General features: G+C 73.3%; 16 protein-coding genes. 8 read left to right on the top strand and 8 right to left on the bottom strand.

Annotated features, from left to right (window positions below; all coding sequences use genetic code 11):
* Positions 1 to 21: 21 nt before the first annotated feature.
* The 3 genes from IEX69_RS04100 to IEX69_RS04090 are packed head-to-tail and all read right to left on the bottom strand — an operon-like array spanning position 22 to position 3,039.
* Entirely contained in the window at positions 22 to 1,167 is a 1,146-nt protein-coding gene (locus IEX69_RS04100; RefSeq protein WP_085019837.1) for a P-loop NTPase, read from the bottom strand.
* Positions 1,164 to 1,688 (bottom strand): DUF1003 domain-containing protein, encoded by a 525-nt coding sequence (locus tag IEX69_RS04095; protein WP_085019836.1) that lies wholly within the window; start codon positions 1,686 to 1,688, stop codon positions 1,164 to 1,166. The genes IEX69_RS04100 and IEX69_RS04095 overlap by 4 nt, the downstream gene beginning before the upstream one ends.
* A complete protein-coding gene (locus IEX69_RS04090) occupies positions 1,678 to 3,039 on the bottom strand; it encodes a magnesium transporter MgtE N-terminal domain-containing protein (protein WP_085021467.1) in 1,362 nt (453 codons plus the stop codon). The genes IEX69_RS04095 and IEX69_RS04090 overlap by 11 nt, the downstream gene beginning before the upstream one ends.
* An 84-nt stretch (positions 3,040 to 3,123) precedes the next feature.
* Between IEX69_RS04090 and IEX69_RS04085 the strand changes: the two genes are divergently transcribed.
* A complete protein-coding gene (locus IEX69_RS04085; protein ID WP_085019835.1) occupies positions 3,124 to 3,687 on the top strand; it encodes a LapA family protein in 564 nt (187 codons plus the stop codon).
* Positions 3,688 to 3,705: 18 nt separating this feature from the next.
* Here the strand turns inward: IEX69_RS04085 and IEX69_RS04080 are convergent, their stop codons facing one another.
* Positions 3,706 to 5,175 (bottom strand): aminopeptidase P family protein, encoded by a 1,470-nt coding sequence (locus IEX69_RS04080; protein ID WP_085019834.1) that lies wholly within the window; start codon positions 5,173 to 5,175, stop codon positions 3,706 to 3,708.
* 30 nt (positions 5,176 to 5,205) lie between these two features.
* On the opposite strand from IEX69_RS04080, the gene IEX69_RS04075 reads away from it, so the two are divergent.
* A complete protein-coding gene (locus tag IEX69_RS04075) occupies positions 5,206 to 6,075 on the top strand; it encodes a PHP domain-containing protein (RefSeq protein ID WP_085019833.1) in 870 nt (289 codons plus the stop codon).
* Between the two features lie 323 nt (positions 6,076 to 6,398).
* Here the strand turns inward: IEX69_RS04075 and IEX69_RS04070 are convergent, their stop codons facing one another.
* A complete protein-coding gene (locus tag IEX69_RS04070; RefSeq protein WP_085019832.1) occupies positions 6,399 to 7,928 on the bottom strand; it encodes a DEAD/DEAH box helicase in 1,530 nt (509 codons plus the stop codon).
* Between the two features lie 188 nt (positions 7,929 to 8,116).
* Here IEX69_RS04070 and IEX69_RS04065 point away from each other — a divergent pair, with 188 nt between their 5' ends.
* Complete coding sequence (locus IEX69_RS04065) at positions 8,117 to 8,833, top strand: ferritin-like fold-containing protein (RefSeq protein ID WP_373284408.1); 717 nt, start codon at positions 8,117 to 8,119, stop codon at positions 8,831 to 8,833.
* An 85-nt stretch (positions 8,834 to 8,918) separates the two neighbouring features.
* Positions 8,919 to 9,842, top strand: coding sequence for an Ig domain-containing protein (locus tag IEX69_RS04060; RefSeq protein ID WP_085019830.1), 924 nt, complete (start codon positions 8,919 to 8,921; stop codon positions 9,840 to 9,842).
* Here IEX69_RS04060 and IEX69_RS04055 read toward each other — a convergent pair.
* On the bottom strand, positions 9,823 to 10,140 hold the full coding sequence (locus IEX69_RS04055) for a hypothetical protein (RefSeq protein WP_085019829.1): 318 nt from the start codon (positions 10,138 to 10,140) through the stop codon (positions 9,823 to 9,825). The genes IEX69_RS04060 and IEX69_RS04055 overlap by 20 nt on opposite strands.
* A gap of 4 nt (positions 10,141 to 10,144) precedes the next feature.
* Entirely contained in the window at positions 10,145 to 10,369 is a 225-nt protein-coding gene (locus tag IEX69_RS04050) for a DUF3107 domain-containing protein (RefSeq protein ID WP_085019828.1), read from the bottom strand.
* Between the two features lie 170 nt (positions 10,370 to 10,539).
* Between IEX69_RS04050 and IEX69_RS04045 the strand changes: the two genes are divergently transcribed.
* Both IEX69_RS04045 and IEX69_RS04040 read left to right on the top strand, forming a co-directional pair.
* Positions 10,540 to 13,725, top strand: a complete 3,186-nt coding sequence (locus IEX69_RS04045; RefSeq protein WP_085019827.1) for a UrvD/REP family ATP-dependent DNA helicase — start codon at positions 10,540 to 10,542, stop codon at positions 13,723 to 13,725.
* Complete coding sequence (locus tag IEX69_RS04040; protein ID WP_085019826.1) at positions 13,722 to 16,985, top strand: ATP-dependent helicase; 3,264 nt, start codon at positions 13,722 to 13,724, stop codon at positions 16,983 to 16,985. Before IEX69_RS04045 ends, IEX69_RS04040 begins: the two co-directional genes overlap by 4 nt.
* A gap of 173 nt (positions 16,986 to 17,158) precedes the next feature.
* On the opposite strand, the gene IEX69_RS04035 is transcribed toward IEX69_RS04040, so the two are convergent.
* Positions 17,159 to 18,199 carry a phosphotransferase gene (locus tag IEX69_RS04035; protein ID WP_085019825.1) on the bottom strand — a complete coding sequence of 347 codons (1,041 nt, stop codon included), beginning with the start codon at positions 18,197 to 18,199 and terminating at the stop codon, positions 17,159 to 17,161.
* Between the two features lie 61 nt (positions 18,200 to 18,260).
* On the opposite strand from IEX69_RS04035, the gene nudC reads away from it, so the two are divergent.
* Both nudC and IEX69_RS04025 read left to right on the top strand, forming a co-directional pair.
* Entirely contained in the window at positions 18,261 to 19,247 is a 987-nt protein-coding gene (nudC, locus tag IEX69_RS04030) for an NAD(+) diphosphatase (protein WP_085019824.1), read from the top strand.
* Between the two features lies 1 nt (position 19,248).
* A complete protein-coding gene (locus IEX69_RS04025; protein ID WP_085019823.1) occupies positions 19,249 to 21,042 on the top strand; it encodes an ATP-dependent helicase in 1,794 nt (597 codons plus the stop codon).
* Positions 21,043 to 21,671 lie beyond the last annotated feature (629 nt).

Below are 21,671 nucleotides of genomic sequence, written 5' to 3'. Positions count from 1 at the left end.
GAGCCGACCGGCCGGCCGTCGCTACGCGCGCGAGAACGGCAGGGAGCGGCCCGCGAGGCCCCGGCCGCGCGCAGCGAGGCGGTCCGCGACCGCGGCGATCGCGAGTGCGGCCGGATCGGCGGGGGCGGCGACCACGACGGGGACACCGGCATCGCCGCCCGTGCGCAGGGCGACGCTGATCGGCACGGACGCGAGCAGCGGCACCTCGGTGCCCGTGGTCCGGGTGAGCCTGTCGGCGACGAGCTCGCCCCCGCCCGAGCCGAAGATCTCGAGCGTCGACCCGTCGGGTTGCGGCAGCCCGGCCATGTTCTCGATGACGCCGAAGACCGTCTGACCGGTCTGGGCGGCGACGAGGCCCGATCGCTCGGCGACCTCGGCCGCGGCCGCCTGCGGGGTGGTCACGACGAGGACGTCGGCGTTCGGCAGCAGCTGGCCGACCGAGATGGCGATGTCGCCGGTGCCCGGCGGCAGGTCGAGCAGCAGCACGTCGAGGTCGCCGAACCACACATCGGTGAGGAACTGCTGGATCGTGCGATGCAGCATGGGGCCCCGCCACGCCACGGCCTTCCCCGAGGCATGGTCGCTCGGGTCGAGGAACATGCCGATCGAGATGGTCTTCACCCCGTGGGCCACCGGCGGCAGGATCATGTCGTCCAGCCGGGTCGGACGGACGGCGGCTCCCGTCTCGTCCACGAGCCCGAGGATGCCGGGAATGGAGAAGCCGTGCACGTCCGCGTCCACGAGCCCCACGCGGAGCCCGCGCGCCGCCAGGGCGACGGCGAGGTTCGCGGTGAGCGTCGACTTCCCGACACCGCCCTTGCCGCTCGTCACGGCGTAGACCTGGGTGAGCGTCCCCGGCCCGAACGGCATGCTGCGCGTGCCCGGGCCCTTCAGGCGCTCCGTCAGCGCGGCCCGCTGGTCGGGCGTCATCACCGACACGTCCACGTCGACCGTCGCGACGCCGGGCACCGAGGCCGCGGCGTCGCGGACGTCCCGCTCGATCGTCCGGGCGGCCGGGCAGCCCACGATCGTGAGCCGCAGGCCCACCCGTGCCGTCCCCGACCCGTCGATCCGCGCCTCCGCGATCATGTCGAGCTCGGTGATCGGGCGGCGGATCTCGGGGTCGATCACCCGGGAGAGGGCGGCGAGCAGGCGCTCGTCGCTCACTCGCGGTCCTTCGCCGGCAGCGCCTCTTCCGCGCGATCCTTCTCGAGCTCCTCGAGGAGCGTCCGCAGCTCGGCCCGGATGAACTCCTTGCTGGCGACGTCCTGCAGGGCGAGGCGCAGCGCCACGACCTCGCGGGCGAGGTACTCGGTGTCGGCGAGGTTCCGCTCCGCGCGCTGCCTGTCCTGCTCGAACTGCACGCGGTCGCGGTCGTCCTGCCGGTTCTGCGCCAACAGGATGAGGGGAGCCGCGTAGGAGGCCTGGAGCGACAGGATCAGCGTGAGCGCCGTGAAGCCGATCGCGGCGGAGTCGAACCGCCAGCTCTCCGGCGCGAACGAGTTGAACAGCATCCACACCACGCAGAAGAGCGTCAGGCCGATGAGGAACCAGGGCGTGCCCATGGCGCGGGCGATCGCCTCGGTGAAGCGGCCGAAGCGGTCGCGGTTCGCCGGTCGGCGGGGCAGGACGCCCTGCCGGCGCCCCTTCGGTGCGTCGAGCGGGATGTCTCGTGCGTCACGTGCCATCGGTCGTCCTCCTTCCACGGGATGGGCGGTCAGCGCGGGCCTGGAGCGCAGGGGCCGGGCTCAGGGCCGCCTGCGGTCGTGGTTTCGGTCGCGTGGACGACCCGCGGGGGTCGTCGTCGCTGTCGGTACTTCGCCAGTCGTCGGGCAGGAGGTAGTCGAGGACGTCGTCGATGGTCACCACCCCGACGAGTCGGTGGGCGTCGTCGACCACGGGGACGGACACCAGGTTGTAGCTGGCGAGGATGCGCGCGACGTCGGCCGCGCTCGTGGTCGCCGTGACCGGGTCGAGGCCCTGGTCGAGGAGGGTGCCGAGGCGCTCGTGCGGCGGGTAGCGCAGCATCCGCTGGAAGTGCACCATGCCGAGGAAGCGACCCGTCGGAGGCTCGTACGGCGGCAGGGTCACGCAGATCGCGGCGCCGAGCGCCGGGGCGAGCTCGTGCCGGCGGATGAGGGCCAGGCCCTCCGCGACCGTCGCGTCGGCCGAGACGATGATCGGCTCGGTGGTCATCAGGCCACCGGCGGTGTCGGGCTCGTAGCGGAGCAGCATGCGGACGTCGTCCGCCTCCTCGGGCTGCATGAGTCCGAGGAGGTGCTGGCCGCGCTCGTCGGGGAGCTGCGCGATGAGGTCGGCGGCGTCGTCGGGCTGCATCTGGTCGAGCACGTCCGCGGCGCGGTCGTCGTCGAGCCCGGCGAGGATGCCCACCTGCTCGCTCTCGGGCATCTCCTCGAGCACGTCGGCGAGGCGGTCGTCCGGCAGCTCCTCCGCTACCTCGAGCATGCGCTGCTGCGGGAGGTCGAGCAGCGTCGAGGCGAGGTCGGCCGGCTTCATGTCGCTGTAGGTCGCGATCAGCTGCTCGGCGGACTGCGCCTCGCCCTTCGCTGTCTTCTCGCGCACCTCGTCCCAGTCGACGATGACGGTCGCCCCCTTGCCGAACGGCGTGGGGCCGCTGCGGGGACGACGGAGGAAGAGCTGCGCGACCTCCCACTCGCCGGGGCCGACCTCGACGATCGAGACGTCCTCGACGGTGCCCTCGCCGGACCCGTCGGTGAAGAGCATCGTGCGACCGAAGAGCTCCGCGATCACACGCACCTCGCCGCCGCGCTGCTCGAAGCGGCGCACGTTGATGAGGCCCGTGGTGATGATCTGGCCGCTCGAGATGCTCGTCACCCGACCGATCGAGACGAAGACGCGGCGCCTGCCCGGGATCTCGACGATCAGACCGACGACGCGCGGCGAATGGTCGTGACGGTAGACGACGAGGACGTCGCGCACCTTTCCCAACCGGTCGCCGGCGGGGTCGAAGACGGAGCGCCCCGCCAGCCGGGCGACGAAGACTCTGGTGGCACTCACATCCATCAACTGTAGACCCGTCTCACCGGGGCTCCTCCAGCCGTGCACAGGCGTGCATCCGCGGCCCCGTGCGAGAATGGGCCCATGACGAACCCGACGCCGAACGGTCGCCGCGGCCCCCTCCGGACGCCGGTCGTCCCGCGCGGGGAGGTCGTCGCGACCTACGAGACCTATCCCGAGGCCCAGGAGGCCGTCGACCGACTCGCCCACCACGAGTTCCCGGTGCGGGAGGTGTCGATCGTCGGCAGCGACCTGAAGACGGTCGAGCAGGTGACCGGCACCATGAGCTACGGCCGCGCGGCGCTCACCGGGGCGGTGTCTGGCCTCTGGCTCGGCGTGTTCTTCGGGCTCCTGTTCCTCATCTTCTCGCCGCAGATCTCGCTCGCGTTCCTGCTCGCCGCGGTGCTCATCGGGGCCGCCTTCGGCATGCTGTTCAGCCTCGCCGCCTACGCGCTCAACCGGCGCCGGCGCGACTTCACCTCGGTGATGCAGGTGGTCGCGTCGTCGTACTCGGTGATCGTCGAGCCCGAGCACGCGAACCGCGCGCGCAACCTGCTCGACGGCGGCGCGACGAGCGGACCGGGTGCCGGCTCGGGCGCGGCCAACGCGCCGGAGGCCCCGCATCCGTCGGAGCCTCCGCGCGCCTGAGCCGCTGCGCCCTCGCGCTCAGCGCGCCAGACGGGCGATCCACGCCTCCACGTCGTCGGCCGAGCGCGGGATCCCGATCGAGAGGTTCTCGGCACCCGACGCGGTGACCAGGATGTCGTCCTCGATGCGCACACCGATGCCCCGGTACTCCTCGGGGACGGTGAGGTCATCGGGCTGGAAGTAGAGCCCGGGCTCGATCGTGAACACCATGCCCGGCTCGAGCACGCCGTCGAGGTACATCTCGCGACGGGCCTTCGCGCAGTCGTGCACGTCGATGCCGAGGTGGTGGCTCGTGCCGTGCACCATGTACCGCCGGTGCTGCTGGTTGTCGGCCTCGAGCGCCTCCTCGGCGCTCACCGGGAGCAGCCCCCACTCGGCCGTCTTCCGCGCGATGACGGCCATCGCGGTCTGGTGGATCTCGCGGAAGCGGATGCCGGGACGGACGATCGCGAACGCCGCGTCGGCCGCCTCGCGCACCGCCTCGTAGACCCGGCGCTGGACGTCGGTGAACCGACCGCTCACGGGCAGGGTCCGGGTGATGTCGGCGGTGTAGAGGCTGTCGAGCTCGACGCCGGCGTCGACGAGGATGAGGTCGCCCGGCACGACGGGGCCGTCGTTGCGGGTCCAGTGCAGGATGCAGGCGTGCGGTCCCGAGGCGGCGATCGTGTCGTAGCCCACGGTGTTGCCGTCGAGTCGCGCCCGCGCGTTGAAGACGCCCTCGACGGCGCGCTCTCCCCGCTCGAGGGAGGCGATGCGCGGGAGGTCGGCGATGATGTCGTCGAACCCGCGGGCCGTGGCGTCGACGGCGAGGCGCATCTGCTCGATCTCGTAGGCGTCCTTCACCAGGCGCTGCTCGGAGAGCACGCGCGCCAGCTCGGCGTCGGCCTCCGCTCCGGCGCCCTCGGGGAGATGCCCGGCCGTCTCGCGCAGCACCAGCGTGCTCTCGTCGATCGGCACCGACTCGATCTCCGCGATGCCGGCGGTCGCGAGCCCGAGGTCGGCGGCGACCTGCGCGAGGGAGGGGCGGGGTCCGATCCAGAACTCGCCGATCTCCGGGTTGGCGTAGAACTCCTCCGAGTCGCGTCCGGCCCGCTCGCGGAAGTAGAGCGTGACGTCGTGACCGGTCTCGGAGGGCTCGAACACGAGCACGGAGTCGGGTTCGCTGTCGGAGGCCCAGGCCGTCAGGTACGAGAAGGCCGAGTGGGCGCGGAACGGGTAGTCGGTGTCGTTCGAGCGCTGCTTGCGGGAGCCGGCGGGGATCACGAGCCGCTTGCCGGGGAAGGCCGCCGACAGGGCGAGACGGCGCTCGAGCGCCGACGGCGCCTGCTCGCGGGCGGGAGGCAGGATCTCCTCGCGGTCGGCCCAGCCGCTCGCGATGTAGTGCTTGAACGCATCCGACCCCGGTGTGGTGGATCGGTTCGCGGTGGCGCGGGGCTCCGGGGTGGCGGGGGCTTCGGTGGTGGTGCGGGAACGCTCGCTGTCGGACATGCCCCCATTGTCCTCCAATAGCATGGGGGGATGTCCCGAGTCCGGTCGTTGCCTGCACCGATCGATCTGCACACCCACAGCCGGGTCAGCGACGGGACCGAGACGCCCGCCGAGCTGATGGCCGCGGCCGCAGAGGCGGGGCTCGGCACGGTGGCGCTCACCGACCACGACACCACCGCGGGGTGGGCCGAGGCGGCCGCCGCGGTGCCCGCGACCGGAGTCGCCCTCGTCCCGGGCATGGAGCTGAGCACACGCGTCGACTGGTCGAGCGTGCACATGCTCGCCTACCTGATCGACCCCGAGGCGCCGGGCCTCCTCGCCGAGACCCAGCGCATCCGCGAGGCGAGGCTGCACCGCGCCGAGGAGATGGTGGCGAGCATCGCCCGCGACTACGACATCGGGTGGGAGGACGTCGTGGCGCAGACCGAGCCCGGCGCCACGGTGGGGCGTCCGCACATCGCCGACGCGCTCGTGGCGCGCGGACTCGCCCGCACGCGCAGCGACGCGTTCGCGGGCATCCTGCACTGGCGTGCCGGGTACTATCAGCCGCACTACGCGCCCTCGCCGCTGCTCGGCGTGCAGCTCGTGCGCGCCGCCGGGGGAGTGCCGGTGCTCGCGCACCCCGCCACGAGGAGCCGCGCCGACATCGCGCTGTCGTCGATGATCGGCGACCTCGTCGATGCGGGGCTCTTCGGCCTGGAGATCGACCACCGGGAGAACACCTCCGAGGGGCGCGAGCGCCTGCTCGCGCTGTCGAAGCGCTACGGACTCGCGCTGACGGGCTCGAGCGACTACCACGGCTCGGGGAAGCCGAACCGGCTCGGCGAGAACACGACGGATCCCGCCGTGCTCGAGGCCCTCATCGAGTCCGCGACCGGCTCTGCCCCCGTCCTGCCCTAGCGCCGCGCGCGCGTCCGCGCTGCGTTGCCCGCGCGGCCGTGCTGCGCCGCATCGCGCTGAGTTGCGTCGCGCTGAGCTACGTCGTGCTGGCCGATGACCCGAGCCAACTCCGGAGAATCGGGCGTGGCTCAGGCCCGTGGCTCAGGACCCACCGCGTGGGCTCGTGCTGGCACGGTGCTCGGAAGAACCCTGGGCTAGAGCCAACTCCGGAGAATCGGGCGCCTGAGAGTCAACTCCGGAGTCTCAGCGGCGTGTCGGCCCGAAACTCCGGAGTTAGCCGACCCGCACGCACCCGCGGGCGGCCTCGGGCAGGAGGCGCGAGGCTACTCGGCGGCGGGGGCGGGGCGGGGGCCGCGGCGACGGCGGCGGCGGCGCGGGGCGCTGTTGCCGTCGCGGTGCTCGCCCGGGGCGTCGTGGTGGGCGGCGTCGCCGGATGCGCTCGACGCGTCGGCCGCCTCCGTCGACTCCGTGCTCCCGCCGGTGGCGGCGCCGACCGGAGCGCCCGACGGCTCGCTACCGCTTCCGCCGCTGCGGCGACGACGGCGGCGACGTGCGCTGGAGCTCGTGCCCTCGCCCTCGGCGCCCGACTCCGACGAGCGGGAGGCGCTCGAGGACGCCGACGCGGACGACGACGACCGCCGTGCGGACGGCTCGGCCTTGACGGCCGGCGTCGACTTCAGACGGCCCCTGGTGCCGGCGGGGATGTCGAGGTCGGTGTACAGGTGCGGCGACGACGAGTAGGTCTCGGTCGGCTCGGGCTGGCCGAACTCGAGGGCGCGGTTGATGAGCGCCCACTTGTGCAGGTCGTCCCAGTCGACGAAGGTGACGGCGATGCCCGTCTTCCCCGCACGGCCGGTGCGGCCGGCACGGTGGAGGTAGGTCTTCTCGTCGTCGGGGATGGTGTGGTTGATGACGTGGGTCACGTCGTCGACGTCGATGCCGCGGGCGGCCACGTCGGTCGCGATCAGGACGTCCTTCTTGCCCGCCTTGAACGCGGCCATGGCGCGCTCGCGCTGCTCCTGGCTGAGGTCACCGTGGACGGCGGCGGCGTTGAACCCGCGGTCGTTGAGCTCCTCGACCAGCTTCGCGGCGGCGCGCTTCGTGCGCGTGAAGATGACGGTCTTGCCCCGGCCCTCGGCCTGCAGGATGCGCGCGATCACCTCGTCCTTGTCGAGCGAGTGGGCGCGGTAGATGAGGTGCTTGATGTTCGCCTGGGTGAGGCCCTCATCCGGGTCGTTGGCGCGGATGTGGATGGGCCGGTTCATGAAGCGGCGCGCGAGGGCGACGATCGGCCCCGGCATCGTCGCGGAGAACAGCATGGTGTGGCGAAGCGGCGGCGTCTGAGCGAAGAGCTTCTCGATGTCGGCGAGGAACCCGAGGTCGAGCATCTTGTCGGCCTCGTCGAGCACCATCTCCTGCACGGCGCCGAGCGACAGCAGGCGCTGTCCGGCGAGGTCGAGGAGGCGGCCGGGGGTGCCGACCACGATCTGCGCGCCGGCCTTGATCTGCTCGATCTGGCCCTCGTAGGCCTTGCCGCCGTAGATCGAGACGATCTTCGTGGGACGGTTCGAGGCGGCGAGCTCGAGGTCCTCGGTGACCTGGACGCAGAGCTCGCGGGTGGGGACGACCACGAGGGCCTTCACGCCGGGCTCGGGGTCGGGGCCGAGGCGCTGGATGAGCGGCAGACCGAATCCGAAGGTCTTGCCGGTGCCCGTCTTGGCCTGGCCGATGATGTCCTGCCCGTCGAGGGCGAGGGGGATGGTCTGCTCCTGGATGGGGAACGGTTCGGTGATGCCCTTCGAGGCGAGGGCCTCGACGATGTCGGGATCGATGTTGAGTTCGCTGAAAGTCACTGGTGACCCTGTCGTGTCTGGTCTCGCCGCGAGAGAACGGTGCTGCGCAAGCGGTGCGCTGCGACGGCCGGCGATGGCGCCTGGCGGCGGCGAAGCGGCCCGTATCGTTCAAGGGCCGCTGGAGAGTCTACCGGACCCGCGTGCTGCCGGTCCTGCTCGCCCCGCCGGGCCCTTATAGGATGGCGCGCGTGTTCGGATTCCTCCGCCGCCCGACGGTGCGCATCGAGCTGCCTCGGCTGCGGCCCAGGGTCGACCCCGCCAGCTACCCCCGGGTCAACCTCGAGGACCTGACGCCGGAGGTCATCCCGTACCTGGGCCAGGCCGCCTACGTGCAGCTCGCCGTGTTCGAGGAGGTCTCCGACGCGATCGAGGGTGCGCCCGACGTGCCGTCGAAGCAGCGGCTCACGTCGCCGGCGGGGAAGGCGCTCGACAAGTACGAGCGTCTGGTCGCGGAGCTCCGGCGCCTGGTCGACGACCCGAACGCGGTGATCGGGCCGTTCACCCCGGGCATCGACCGCTATCGCGCTCTCGTCAAGGGGTCGGACTGGCATGAGCAGCTCCTCAGCGTCTACCTGACGGCGGGCATCCTCGACGACTTCTTCACGCTGCTCGCCTCGGGTCTGCCCGGCGACGTCTCAGGGCGATGCATCGCGATCCTCCGAGCGGACACGGGGCGCGACACCATCGCGGACGTGCTGTCCGAGGCGATCTCCGCCGACCGGATGCTCGGCTCCCGTCTGGCCCTCTGGGGCAGGCGCGTCGTGGGCGACACGCTCCTCGTGGCGCGGTCGGCGATCCACCTGTCGGGCAACCCGGCGTCCGACGAGCAGCGCATCGAGCCGGTGTTCACCGAGATCGTCGCGGGTCACACCCGCCGCATGGACCGGCTCGGCCTGACCGCCTGACCCGCCCGACCCGTCCGACCTTGAGGAGTCCTCGGGAAGAGCGGTAGCCTCGAGACCGGTGGGTCGGACGAGCGAAGGCGAGCCCATGCCCCGTCCCCTCCCACTTCTCACAGCCGCCGTGGCCGCGATCCTGGTCGCCGTCGCCGCGGTCGGCGGCCTCGTCGCGCCGGCGCCGGCCGTCTCCGCCGAGGCGGCCTCGGCCCCCGCCCTGCCGACGGCGCCGCGAGACTCCTCCGTGTCGATCGGCGGGTGCCCCGTCGAGACCGCGCACGTGGGCTCGCGGTACTTCTCCCTGCTGAGGTCGAACGACCGTGCGGTCTTCTCCCTCGTCGGCGCCCTCCCCGCCGGGCTCTCGCTCGACGCCGAGAGCGGGGCGATCCGAGGCGTCCCGACGACGGCCGGCTCGTCGCGCTTCACGATCGTCGCGACCCTCCATGGCGATCGCGGCGAGTACGGGCCCTGCGTCATCGACGTCGGGCCCTCGCTCGATCCGCCGGCCCTCGCCACGGGATGTCCCATCGACGACGCCGTCGTGGACCGGCCCTATCGCTTCGCGATGGCGGCCAGCGGGCCGGAGGGGATGGTCTACAGCGCGACCGGGCTCCCGGCCGGGCTGACCGTCGATCCCGCCACGGGCCTCATCAGCGGCACGCCGACCGTGCCGAGCTCATCGGTGATCGCCGTCTCGGTCTCGGGACTCGGCGGCACGTCCGCGAAGTTCGGATGCTCGTTCACGGTCCGTCCGCCGGACCGGCCCGAGATCGTGTCGTGTCCTGCCCCGGACGCCGTCGTCGGCGAGCCCTACTCCGGGGCGATCCTGGTCAGGTCAGACGTGGCCGTCGACTACGGGGCGAGCTGGCTTCCCGCGGGGCTCGAGCTCGACCACTCGAGCGGGGTCGTCTCGGGCGAGCCGACCGTCGCCGGGCGGTTCCCGATCATCGTGGACGCGTCGAACGCGTGGGGCGGCTACGCGCGGAGGTCGTGCGAGATCACCGTGCGGGAGAGCTGATCGGGGCGCGACCGGAGAGGAGGTCGGCCAGCCGTCGGCGGTCGGCCTCCTCGCGCACGCGACCGAGGACGAGGTCGACCACGGCCACGATCACCGCCGTCGCCACGAGGGTCACGGCCCAGATCCACCCGCCGTCCCACGGCCAGCCGAGCCAGGTGAGGGCCACCCAGATCACGGCCGACGCCAGGGCGCCGATGGCCGGCACCAGGATGACGCCGTGCGTGCCGCGCCGCGGGAGGACGTAGCGCGCGAGGATGCCGAGGATCACGCCTCCGAGCGTGACGAACAGCAGCTCCATCGGCTCAGGCGACGAAGCCGACGCGACGGGCCTCTTCGCTGCCGATCTCGACGTAGACCAGAGCCGCGGTGGGCACGACGAACAGGCGGCCCTTGTCGTCGCTCAGGCTGACGTGCGAGGCCTTGGAGGCGAGCGCCTCGGAGACGGTGCGCTCGATGTCCGCGGCCGACTGGGCGGACTCGAAGGTCAGTTCACGGGGCGAGTTGGCGATGCCGATACGAATGTCCACGGGGGAGTGCCTTTCACGTCGCGAGGCGCCTGCGCGCCTGTCGAGGCAAGCGTACGGCACGGCCCCGGGCCGTCGGCCGTGGGGCTGCTGAGCTGAGAGCGAACATCGGGCTGCGGGCTCGCGCGGAGAGCCGTTCGCGGGATGTCGGATGCCCCCGTTACCGTGATCGCGTGCCCATCCCCGACGTGCAGCTCGACGCCTCGCAGCGCGCCGTGCTCGACCGCCCCGCGAGCGAGACGTTCGCCGTGCTCGGCGGCCCGGGGAGTGGCAAGACGACGACCGCCGTCGCTCTCCTCGTCGACCGCATCCGATCGGGCCTCGTCGAGCCCGGGCACGCGCTGCTGCTCACCCCGCGGCGCACGGCCGCGGCCGAGCTGCGCGACGAGCTCGCTCTCCGCATCGGCACGGCCCTGCCGGGTCCGCTCGCGCGCACGCCTGCGTCGGTGGCCTTCGAGGTCGCGTCCGCGACCGCGTCCTCGCCGGGCCGCCCGGTGACCATGCTCAGCGGGGCGGAGCACGATCGACTGTTCGCCGACCTCCTCGAGTCGGGCTTCGACGACGAGGCCCAGGGCGCGGCGGAGGGCGGCGTTCGAGCGCCCGCGGTGCTCTGGCCCGACCACCTCCCGCCCGAGGTCCGCCGTCTGCGCTCGTTCCGCACCGAGCTGCGCGAGCTCGCCATGCGTGCCTCCGAGCGCGGCGTCGGCGCCTCCCTGCTCGCCGAGCTGGGGCGTCGCGAGTCGCTGCCGGAATGGGAGGCGGCGGGGGCCTTCCTCGCCGGAGTGGCCTCGACCCTCGACGCGTCGCCCGTCTCCGCCCTCGACTCGGCCGAGGTGCTCGCCGAGGCGACCAGGGCCGTCCGGGCCGGCGAGGCGCTGGGCGGACTGGGGCTCGTCGTGGTCGACGACTTCCACGACCTCGACACGGGCGCCGTGCAGCTGCTGCGCGCACTGGCCGGGGCGGGCACCACCGTGGTCGCGTTCGGCGACCCCGACGCGGCCACCGCCGCCTTCCGCGGCGCCGATCCGCGGTCGCTGGCGGCCCTCCGCACCACCCTCGGCGTCCGCACCGGGCCGCTCGCGGTGCTGTCCACCTCGCACAGGCAGGGCGGGCGACTCCGCCGCCTGACCGCGGCGGTCACCGAGCGCATCGGGACCGCCGGGGCGGGGCGCCAGCGTGCGATGCTTCCTGCCGACGGCACGGGCGTCCTCGGCGACGATCCGATCGGCGACCGCGCGACGGGCACCCCCCGCATCGACCGGTCGCCCGCGACCGAGCCCGAGGTGCGGGTGGTCCGCGCCGCCGGGCGAGGCGCCGAGATCGCCGCCCTGGCGCGGCTGCTGCGCGAGCAGCACCTGCTGCACGGCGTCGAGTGGTCCGACATGGCCGTGGTCGTCCGCTCGGGCGGTGCGGTCCCCGGGTACGCCAGAGGGCTCGCCGCCTCCGAGGTCCCCACGCGCACGACCGCCGGCGCGCTGGCCCTCCGCGACACATCGGCCGCGCGGCACCTCGCCGAGGTCATCGGCGCCGCGATCGGATGGAGGGAGATCGACGACGCGCTCGTCGTCGATCTCGTCCTCGGCCCGGTCTGCGGCCTCGATGCGATCGGGCTCCGGCGGCTCAGGCTCGCCCTCCGGCACGCGGAGCTGGCCGAGGGCGGCTCGAGATCGTCCGAGGAGCTCCTCCGCGAGGCCCTGCTGACACCCGGTTCGCTCGTCACCCTCGACCTCCCGGCCGCGCGCCGTGTGGAGGCGATGGCGGCGCTGCTGCGCGATCTGCGTGCGCAGCGCGACGCGGGCGGGTCCACCGAGGAGCTGCTCTGGGCGCTCTGGCGCCGCAGCGGCCTGGCAGAGCGGTGGCTCAGCGCCTCGCGCGGCACGGGCGTCGTCGCCGACGAGGCCGGGCGCGATCTCGACGCGGTGGTCGCCCTGTTCTCCGCCGCGAAGCGGGCCGCGGAGCGCGACCCGAGCGGCTCGCCCGAGGCGTTCCTCGACGGCTTCTTCGGCGCCGAGGTCCCGGAGGACTCCCTGTCGCCCCGGTCGCGTGCCGGGTCCGTGCTCGTGACCACCCCGGTGGGCATCGCCGGCCGTGAGGTCGCGGTGGTGGTCGTGGCGGGCCTGCAGGAGTCGGTCTGGCCAGACCTCCGCCTCCGCAACTCCCTCCTCCACGCCGAGCGGCTCGACGCCGCGCTCGACGCGTGGCGCGGTCGCGACGTGACCACCCAGCGGGAGCAGACGCGGGCCGATGTCCTGGCCGACGAGCTCAGGCTCTTCTCGGTCGCCGTCTCGCGGTCGAGGTCGCTGACCGTGCTGAGCTGCGTCGCGAGCGACGACGAGCGTCCCTCTCCGTTCCTCGCCCTCGCCCCCGACGCGCCGGAGTACACGCCGGAGCGGCATCCCTACACGCTGCGCGGCCTGGTCGGGTCGCTGCGGCGTGCGGTGGCGGAGCGTGCGGATGCGCGTGCGGCATCGGCGCTCGCCCGGCTGTCCCGAGAGGGCGTGGCGGGTGCCGACCCGGCCGAGTGGTTCGGCGTGCTCGACGTCTCGACGCACGACCCCCTAGCCGACCTCACGGCCGCCGACACCACGGTCCGGGTCTCGCCGTCCTCGATCGAGACGTTCGAGGAGTCGCCGCTCGTCTGGTTCGTCGACCATGTGGCGGGCAGCACCCCGAGCGTGGCGAGCGGCGTCGGCACGATCGTGCACGCCGTGATGGAGGAGGCATCCGCCGAGCCCGACGTGAGGCCGACCGTCGAATCGCTCGCGGAGCGCGCGGAGTCGCGCTGGAGTCAGCTGCGCTTCGAGGCGGGGTGGGTTCAGGAGCGCGAGCACCGGGCCCTGGTCCAGAAGCTCGCGGGCCTGTCCGACTACCTCTCCGACCGCGCCTCCGTCGGGCTGCTCGGCGCGGAGACGCCGTTCGAGATGACCCTCGGCCCCGCCACGGTCGGCGGCACCATCGACCGTGTCGAGACGGATGCCTCGGGTCGGGTGGTCGTCGTCGACCTCAAGACGGGCAAGACGCCGCCGAGCAGGGCCGACGCCGCCCGCCACGCCCAGCTGGCGACGTACCAGCTCGCCCTCGCCGACCCCGGGGTGCGGTCGGCGCTCGGAGTCGGCGACGCCGGCTCCGGGGGCGCCGCGCTGGTCTACGTCAGCAAGCCGCGCGGCGACCGGCGGTACACGGTCGTCTCGCAGGAGGCGCTCGACGACGTCGCGCTCGACGAGATCGTGGGCCGCATCCAGGCCGTGGCGACGGGCATGGCGGGCACGGCGTTCGAGGCAGCTCTCGAGCCGGGTGAGCGCGACATCCAGAACCGGCCGCCCTACCGCATCCAGCTGGTGAAGGCGGTGAGCGAATGACCGACGCGCTCTTCGACCTCGACGACTTCGTCGAGGAGCCGACCCCCCGGGTGCCCCTCAGCGCCACCGAGATCGCCGAGCGGCTCGGGCTGCCCACGCCCACGGAGCAGCAGCGGGCCGTCATCGAGTCGCCGCTCGAACCGCGGATCGTGGTGGCCGGAGCGGGCAGCGGCAAGACCGAGACGATGGCCGCCCGCGTGGTGTGGCTCGTGGCCAACGGCCACGTCGCCCTCTCGGAGGTGCTCGGTCTGACGTTCACCCGCAAGGCCGCGGGCGAGCTGGCCGCGCGCATCCAGCAGCGGGTGGCGCAGCTCTCCGAGCACGGCCTGGGGCCGGAGATCGACGCGTTCGAGGCTCCGGCGATCTCCACCTACAACGCGTTCGCGAACACGATCTTCCGCGAGAACGCGGTCCGCATCGGTCAGGAGGGCGACGCGCAGGTGCTGAGCGAGGCCTCGGCCTGGCAGCTCGCCCGGCACGTCGTGCTGACGAAGGGCGACGACCGGCTCGCCGACCTCGAGAAGAGCCCCGACCAGATCACGACCGCCGTGCTCGACCTCAGCCGCGCCATGGCCGAGAACGTCGCCGACGGCCTCGACGTCGTCGACTACGCCGCGGAGCTCCTGGCGCTCCGCGAGCTGCCGACCGGCTCGGCGCGGGTCAAGGCGGCGCTGCGCTCCTCCCTCGTCGCGCCCTTCGCGGCCGTCGCCGCGCTGGAGCCCCTCGTCGCCCTGGCCGAGGAGTACGCCGCCGAGAAGCGCCGGCGGGGGCTGATCGAGTTCTCCGACCAGGTCGCGCTCGCGCTGCGCATCGTCGAGACGGCGCCCGTCGTCACGGAGGAGCATCGCCGGCGGTACCGCGTCGTGCTGCTCGACGAGTACCAGGACACCAGCGTCGTGCAGACCCGTCTGCTCTCGCGGCTGTTCGGCGGCCACCCGGTGATGGCCGTGGGCGACCCCCACCAGTCGATCTACGGATGGCGCGGGGCCAGCGCCGCGAACCTGGGCCGGTTCGCGAACGACTTCGGGGCGGTCGACCCGCATCCGTTCGCGCTGTCGACGAGCTGGCGGAACCCCAGGCTCGTGCTCGACGCCGCCAACACGATCGTGGCGCCGCTCTCGGCGGGGGTCGCGGTGGAGCGCCTCGGTGCTCGCCCGGGTGCCGCGGAGGGGTCGGTCGAGGTGGCCTTCGCGCAGACGGTCGACGACGAGGCCCGCGCGGTCGCCCGCTGGTTCGCCGAGCGGATGCGCGGAGCCGGCTCGCCGCCCTCCGCCGCCCTGCTCTGCCGATCGGTGAAGAACGTCGACCGGTTCACGTCGGCGCTCGACGACGCAGGCATCCCGTACCACGTGCTCGGCCTCGGCGGCCTGCTGAGCGAGCCCGTCGTGGTCGATCTCGTGTCGACGCTGCGGGTGCTCTACCACCCCACGGCGGGGCCCGAGCTCGTGCGTCTGCTGTCGGGTGCGCGCTGGCGGATCGGACCGCGCGACCTCGTGGGTCTCAAGCACGTGGCGGCATGGCTCGCCCGGCGCGACCACCGGCACGCCCCGCTCGACGACGACGTGCGCGGCATGCTCCGATCCTCGGTCGCCGAGGGGGAGGCGCCCTCCCTCGTCGATGCGCTCGACTTCGTCACCACGGCTCCCGCCGACTACGGCGTGCTCGCGGGGATCTCGGCGGTCGGTCTCGAGCGGATGCGCGACGCCGGACGCACGCTCACCGCGCTCCGCGCCCGCACCGGGCTCGCCCTCGCCGACCTCGTCCGTGTCGTCGTGCAGGAGCTGCGACTCGACATCGAGGTGCTCGCCGGTGCGCATCCGGAGGCCGGGATCGCCGCGCTCGACGCCTTGGAGGAGCAGATCAGCGGCTTCACCGCGCTCGACCCCTCGGCGGGCCTCGGCGCCTTCCTCGCCTGGCTGCAGGAGGCCGAGCAGCGCGACCGGCTCGCACCCCGCAGCGAGGAGGCCGAGGCGGGCACGGTGCAGATCCTCACCATCCACGGGGCCAAGGGTCTCGAATGGGACCTCGTCGCCATCCCGCGACTGGTGGAGGGCGAGCTCCCGGACGCGCCGCGCACGAAGAAGGGGTGGCTCGCGTTCGGCGAGCTGCCGTTCGCGTTCCGCGGCGACCACCTCGAGCTGCCCACCTTCCACTGGCGCGGCGCCGAGCATCAAGGTGAGCTGGCCGACGCGCTCGGCGAGTTCGAGCAGCAGATCGCCGATCGGCACGCCGAGGAGCAGCGGCGGTTGGCGTACGTCGCCGTGACCCGCGCTCGAGAGCAGCTGCTGCTCACGGGGGCGTTCTGGTCGACGCAGAAGTCGTCGCGGGGTCCGAGCCGGTTCCTGCACGAGCTGCGCGAGGTCGGCGTCATCCCGGCCGACGCCCTGCCCGACGCACCCGACGAGGAGGAGAACCCACTCGCCGACGGCGCGTCGCGCACGGTGTGGCCGCGCGACCCGCTCGGCGGCCGCCGCAGCCGCGTGGAGCGGGCCGCTGCCGCGGTCACGGCCGCCGACCCGGGCGCCGAGACGCCGTGGGATGCCGAGATCGAGCTCCTCCTGGCCGAGCGCGACGCTGCCGGTCGTGCCCCGGTGCTCGACGTGCCCACGCGCATCCCGGCCTCGCGGTTCAAGGACTGGGTGACCGATCCCGAGCAGGTGGCGGCTCGCCTCGCCCGGCCGATGCCGGAGCGACCCTACCGGCAGACCAGGCTCGGGTCGCGCTTCCACCTCTGGCTCGAGGCCCGCTTCGCCGCGGGCGGGGGAGCGCTCCTCGACGAGAGGCTCGTGCTGCCCGGCAACGACGTGCTCGACGCCGAGGCCGACGAGCTCGATGGCGCCGAGCTCCCGGGCGAGGGCTCCGACCTGCTCGAGGTCGACGACGACCGGCTCGAGGAGCTCGTGCGGATCTTCGAGGGATCCGAGTTCGCGGCGCGGTCACCGGTGGAGGTCGAGACCGAGATCCATCTGGTGCTCGAGGGGCGCATCCTCATCTGCCGACTCGACGCCGTGTTCGAGGAGGACGGCCGCTTCGAGGTCGTCGACTGGAAGACGGGTCGCCCGCCGAAGGACGACGCCGACCTCGAGCTGAAGCAGCTGCAGCTCTCCCTCTACCGGCTGGCGTACGCCACCTGGCGCGGGGTCCCGGTCGAGTCGGTCGACGCCTGCTTCTACTACGTGGCCGACGACGTCGTCATCCGCCCCGAGCGACTGCACACCGAGCCCGAGCTCCGCGCCCTGGTCTCCCGCGCCTTCTCCTGACCCCGCGCGGTCCGCGCTGCCGCCCGCCTCTCCTCTCGTGCCGCTGGCGCCAACTCCGGACTTTCGCGGCGACACGCCGTGCGAAGTCCGGAGTTGGCTCGGATTCGGGCTGATCTCCGGAGTTAGCCACCCGACTGCGGCCGGGATGCGCGTGCGCGGGGTGCGCGGGCGGGTCAGTCCTCGGTGATGCGGGAGGCGGGGTCGGCGGTGGAGGAGGTGCGGACCGGGGTGCGGTCGAGCAGGGCCTCGACCTCCTCGACGGCCATGACCTGACCGGTGTCGGTGGACAGCGGGTTGAGGAGGTCGGATTGCACGCTCGAGGCGAGGCTGGCCAGCATGCTCTCGGCGTCGCCGACCACGCCCTGGTCGCGGGTGCCGAGGCCGTGGAGGAGCCAGCGCGCGATCTCGAGCTCGGCGTACAGACGGGCGCGCTTGCGCAGCTGCCGGTCGGCCGGGCGGGGGAGTGCTCGCTCGTAGGCGGAGAAGACGAGCTCCGCGCCCTCGGGCGTGGCCGCCGAGCTCAGCCAGAACAGGTCGACCGCGGGGTCGCCGACGGCGAGTCCGGACCAGCCGAGCACGCCGCTGACGTGGTCGCCCACCATCAGGAACGACTCGGGGGAGAGCGTGCCGTTGACCACCGACGGCTGGAACTGCCAGAGTGCGCTGTCGTCGTGGGCGAGCGCCCACCGGGTGGAGAGCGCCTGCGGCACCTTGCCGGTCGCCGCGGCGCGCTCCGCGAGCTTGCGCGACCGGGCGGCGAGCTGCGACGCGCTGTTCACGGTGAGGCCGGCCTCCGTGACCACGGAGGTGGGCAGCGTGTGGACGGCCGCGATGGCGGCGCCCACGGACCCCGCGGTCGCCCCGTCGGCGGTGATGTCGCCCAGCGAGGCGGGGGTGCCGGGGATGAAGTCGTAGACCACCGCGCGCGTGTCGCCGACGGGCGCCTGACCCTCGTAGCCGGGGACACGGAACGGCAGCCGCGAGCGGACTCCCGCCGTCAGCGCCTGGAGCGCGACGAGGTCGAGCGACTGCTCGGAGGCGGCCTCGTCGTCGGTCGGGACCCGCACGATGACCTCGTCGCCGGTGCGCAGGCTGAGCACGGCCGAGTCGTAGCGGCCCTGGGTCCCCGAGCTGATCGGCCGCGTCGCGACGATGTCCGCGCCCGGCATGGCCGACGCCGCCAGCGCAGCTAGAGTGAGGTGGGATCTCGCCATACTGCAAGGGTAGGCGGGGCCCCCGCCCGCTACGGCTCGCGCCACGCACGATCGGGAAACCATGTCACGCGATTTCCAGTCCCTCCTCCCGCTCTCGCGACAGCGCGTCGATCGCGATCACGCCAGCCGCACCGACGCGGACGTGCTGCGAAGGCTGTGGGCGGACGACGCGTCGCGGATCGTCGTGCTCCGCGGCGGGCGCGCCCTCGCCGCCGAAGGAGAGGCCGCCGCGGTGGCGCTGATCACAGCTGACCGTCTCCCGGAAGGCATCGGCGACCCGCTGGCCGACGACGGCTCCACGCTCTACCTCGGCCGTGCCCTCGAGGGGCCGGGGCCGATCCCGCCGGGCTCGCCGCTCTGGGCCGTCTTCCTCCCGGACGCGCCCGCGCACGAGGGCACGCCCGGTGACCGCACCTCCGCCGACGAGCGCTGGCTCGATCTCCGCCTGACCGCCGCCGAGCTCGACGACCTGGGCGCGGGGGTCTTCACCGAGGCGCTGGCGGTGGGCAACTGGCACCGGACGCACACGCACTGCCCGCGCTGCGGAGCCCCCAGCCGGGCCGAGGCGGGTGGCTGGGTGCGACGCTGCACGGTGCAGGGGATCGAGCTGTTCCCGCGCACGGACGCCGCCGTCATCGTCGGGGTCGTCGACGACCGGGATCGTCTGCTCCTGGGCTCGAACGCGATGTGGGAGAACAACCGCTACTCCCTGCTCGCCGGGTTCGTCGAGCCGGGTGAGTCGCTGGAGGCCGCCGCGATCCGGGAGATCGGCGAGGAGTCGGGTGTGGTCATCGACGACCCCGAGTACGTGGGCTCTCAGCCGTGGCCGTTCCCCGCATCGCTGATGGTGGGATTCCTGGCCCGGGTCGCCCCCGGCGGCACCGCCGCCGAGAGGCCCGACGGCGAGGAGATCCTCGACCTGCGGTGGTTCACGAGGGACGAGCTCGCCGACGACCGGCACGGGATCCTCTTCCCCGGCCGCTCGTCGATCGCGCGCGCGATCATCGAGCGGTGGTACGGCGGTCCGCTGCCCGAAGCGGGGTTCTGAGGTGGATCCCGACGCGCTGCTCGCCGGACTCGACGAGCAGCAGGCCGAGGCCGCGCGCGCCCTCCTGGGCCCGGTGAGCATCCTCGCCGGCGCCGGGACGGGGAAGACGCGCACCATCACGCACCGCATCGCCTACGGCGTGGCCAGCGGCGTCTATCCGCCGAATCGCGTCATGGCGCTGACCTTCACCAGTCGCGCCGCGGCCGAGCTCCGGGCGAGGCTGCGTCCGCTCGGCGCCGATCGTGTCGCTGCACGCACGTTCCACGCGGCGGCGCTGTCGCAGCTGAACTACTTCTGGCCGCAGGTCGCGGGCGGGGACGCCCCGCGGATCCTGGAGGCGAAGGCGCGGCTCATCGCCGACGCCGCGACCGCCGTGCGCGCTCGGGTCGACACGGCGATCCTCCGGGACGTCGCCGCCGAGATCGAGTGGCGCAAGGTGTCGAACCTCAGCCTCGAGGAGTACGAGTCGGCGGCGCACGCGAGACGGTCGATGCCGGGCTCGATGTCGGTGGACCAGATGCTCGAGCTGCAGCGCACCTACGAGCGCATGAAGGACGAGCAGCGCCGGATCGACTTCGAGGACGTCCTGCTCGCCACCGCCGGCATGATCGAGACGGAGCCCTCGGTCGCCCTGCAGGTGCGCGAGCAGTACCGGTTCTTCGTCGTCGACGAGTACCAGGACGTCTCCCCGCTGCAGGAGCACCTCCTGCGGCTCTGGCTCGGCGACCGGGACGACCTCTGCGTGGTCGGCGACGCGAGCCAGACGATCTACTCGTTCGCGGGAGCCCGTTCGGAGTACCTGCTCGACTTCGCCCGTCGGCATCCGGAGGCGACCGTCGTCTCGCTCGAGCAGAACTACCGCTCTACCACCGCGGTGCTCGACGTCGCGAACCGGCTCATGCGCGGACGTCCCGGTGCGCTCACCCTCCATGCCGCCGCGCCCGACGCGGGAGAGCCGCCGACCATCGACGAGTACGCCGACGACAGGGCGGAGGCCAACGGGGTCGCGGATCGTGTGGCCGCGCTGGTGGCCGAGGGCGTCCAGCCGCACGACATCGCCATCCTGTTCCGGGTCAACGCCCAGTCGCCGGAGCTCGAGCAGTCGCTCGCCGACCGGGGGGTGAGCTACCAGGTCCGCGGGGGCAAGCGCTTCTTCGACCAGCCCGACGTGGCTCGTGCCGTGCTCGAGCTCCGCGCCGCGTCCGTCTCCGTGACCGGGGAACCCCTGTTCAAGTCGGTGAGCGACGTGCTCCGCTCCCGGGGCTGGAGCCAGGAGCCCCCGGCGGCGGCGGGCGCGGTGCGGGAGCGCTGGGATCTGCTGAACGCGCTCATGAGGCTGGCCGAGGAGATGCCCGAAGGCACCACGTTCCGGGCGTTCACCGACGAGCTGATGCTGCGGCAGAGCATGCAGCACGAGCCGACCGTCCGCGCGGTCACCCTGGCCACGCTGCACTCGGCCAAGGGTCTCGAGTGGCCGCACGTCTTCATCGTGGGCGCCGCCGAGGGACTATTGCCGATCAGCCACGCCGGTGGCCTCGAGGCGATCGACGAGGAGCGCCGCCTGTTCTACGTGGGCATCACACGGGCCCGGATGCGCCTGCACCTGTCGTGGGCGCGCCAGGGGACGAGGCGCTCGGCGGACCGGTCTCCGTCGCGGTTCCTGGCAGAGCTCGGCACGCGCACCGCGGATGCCGGCTGGGCGTCGTCACCGTCGAGGGCATCTCGGCCGGATGCTCCCGGAGGTCGATCACGACCCGGCGGGGTGACGCCGCCGGGCCGGGGCGCACCCACCTGAGCAGCTCGGTCGCCGTCTGCGCCGCGACCGCGCTCACGCCGCGCGCCGACAAACTGGGCGCGGGACGGGCGGCGGCCTGGATGGCCTTGATCTCCCAGTGGTCGTCGCCGTCGAGGGCCGCGAGGTGCAGGCACCAGGCGCAGGGCGCATCCGCCGACGTCTCCGCCCGCCCGAGGATCGGTCCGACGGAGGCCGAGCCCTCCCCGAAGACGACGGGCAGCACCGGGACGTCGGCCGAGAGGAAGGGGGCGCACCGCCTCGGCTGCACGGCGAAGCGGAAGACGAGGATCGCGAGGTCGACGGGCCCGTCCGGCGGCACGGTCACCGCTCGGCCGCCCATCGCGTCGACCTGAGCGGCCAGCGCGGTCGTGGCGGAGCGATCGACCGCGTCGACGAGGACCACCCGGCCCGACAGAGGCCGCCGCTCGCTCACCAGCACCGGGGCGAGCCGGTCGAGGATCTCCGCGACCATCTCCGGCCGCAGGCCGAGGCGGGTCGCGAGCACCGTGGGAGAGGCGTCCGGCACTCCGCGCTCGAGCACGCCGAGGAGCGAGTCGGCCCCGGACGGCAGGGGATCGATGACCGCGAGCGGCGTGTCGAACCCGACCTGCAGGCTGTCGGGCGTGAGC

Source organism: Cnuibacter physcomitrellae (assembly GCF_014640535.1).
In the GTDB taxonomy this organism is placed as follows: Bacteria; Actinomycetota; Actinomycetes; order Actinomycetales; family Microbacteriaceae; genus Cnuibacter; species Cnuibacter physcomitrellae.
The sequence above is the reverse complement of the archived record's forward strand: the minus strand, read 5'-3'. Positions and strand labels throughout refer to the sequence as shown.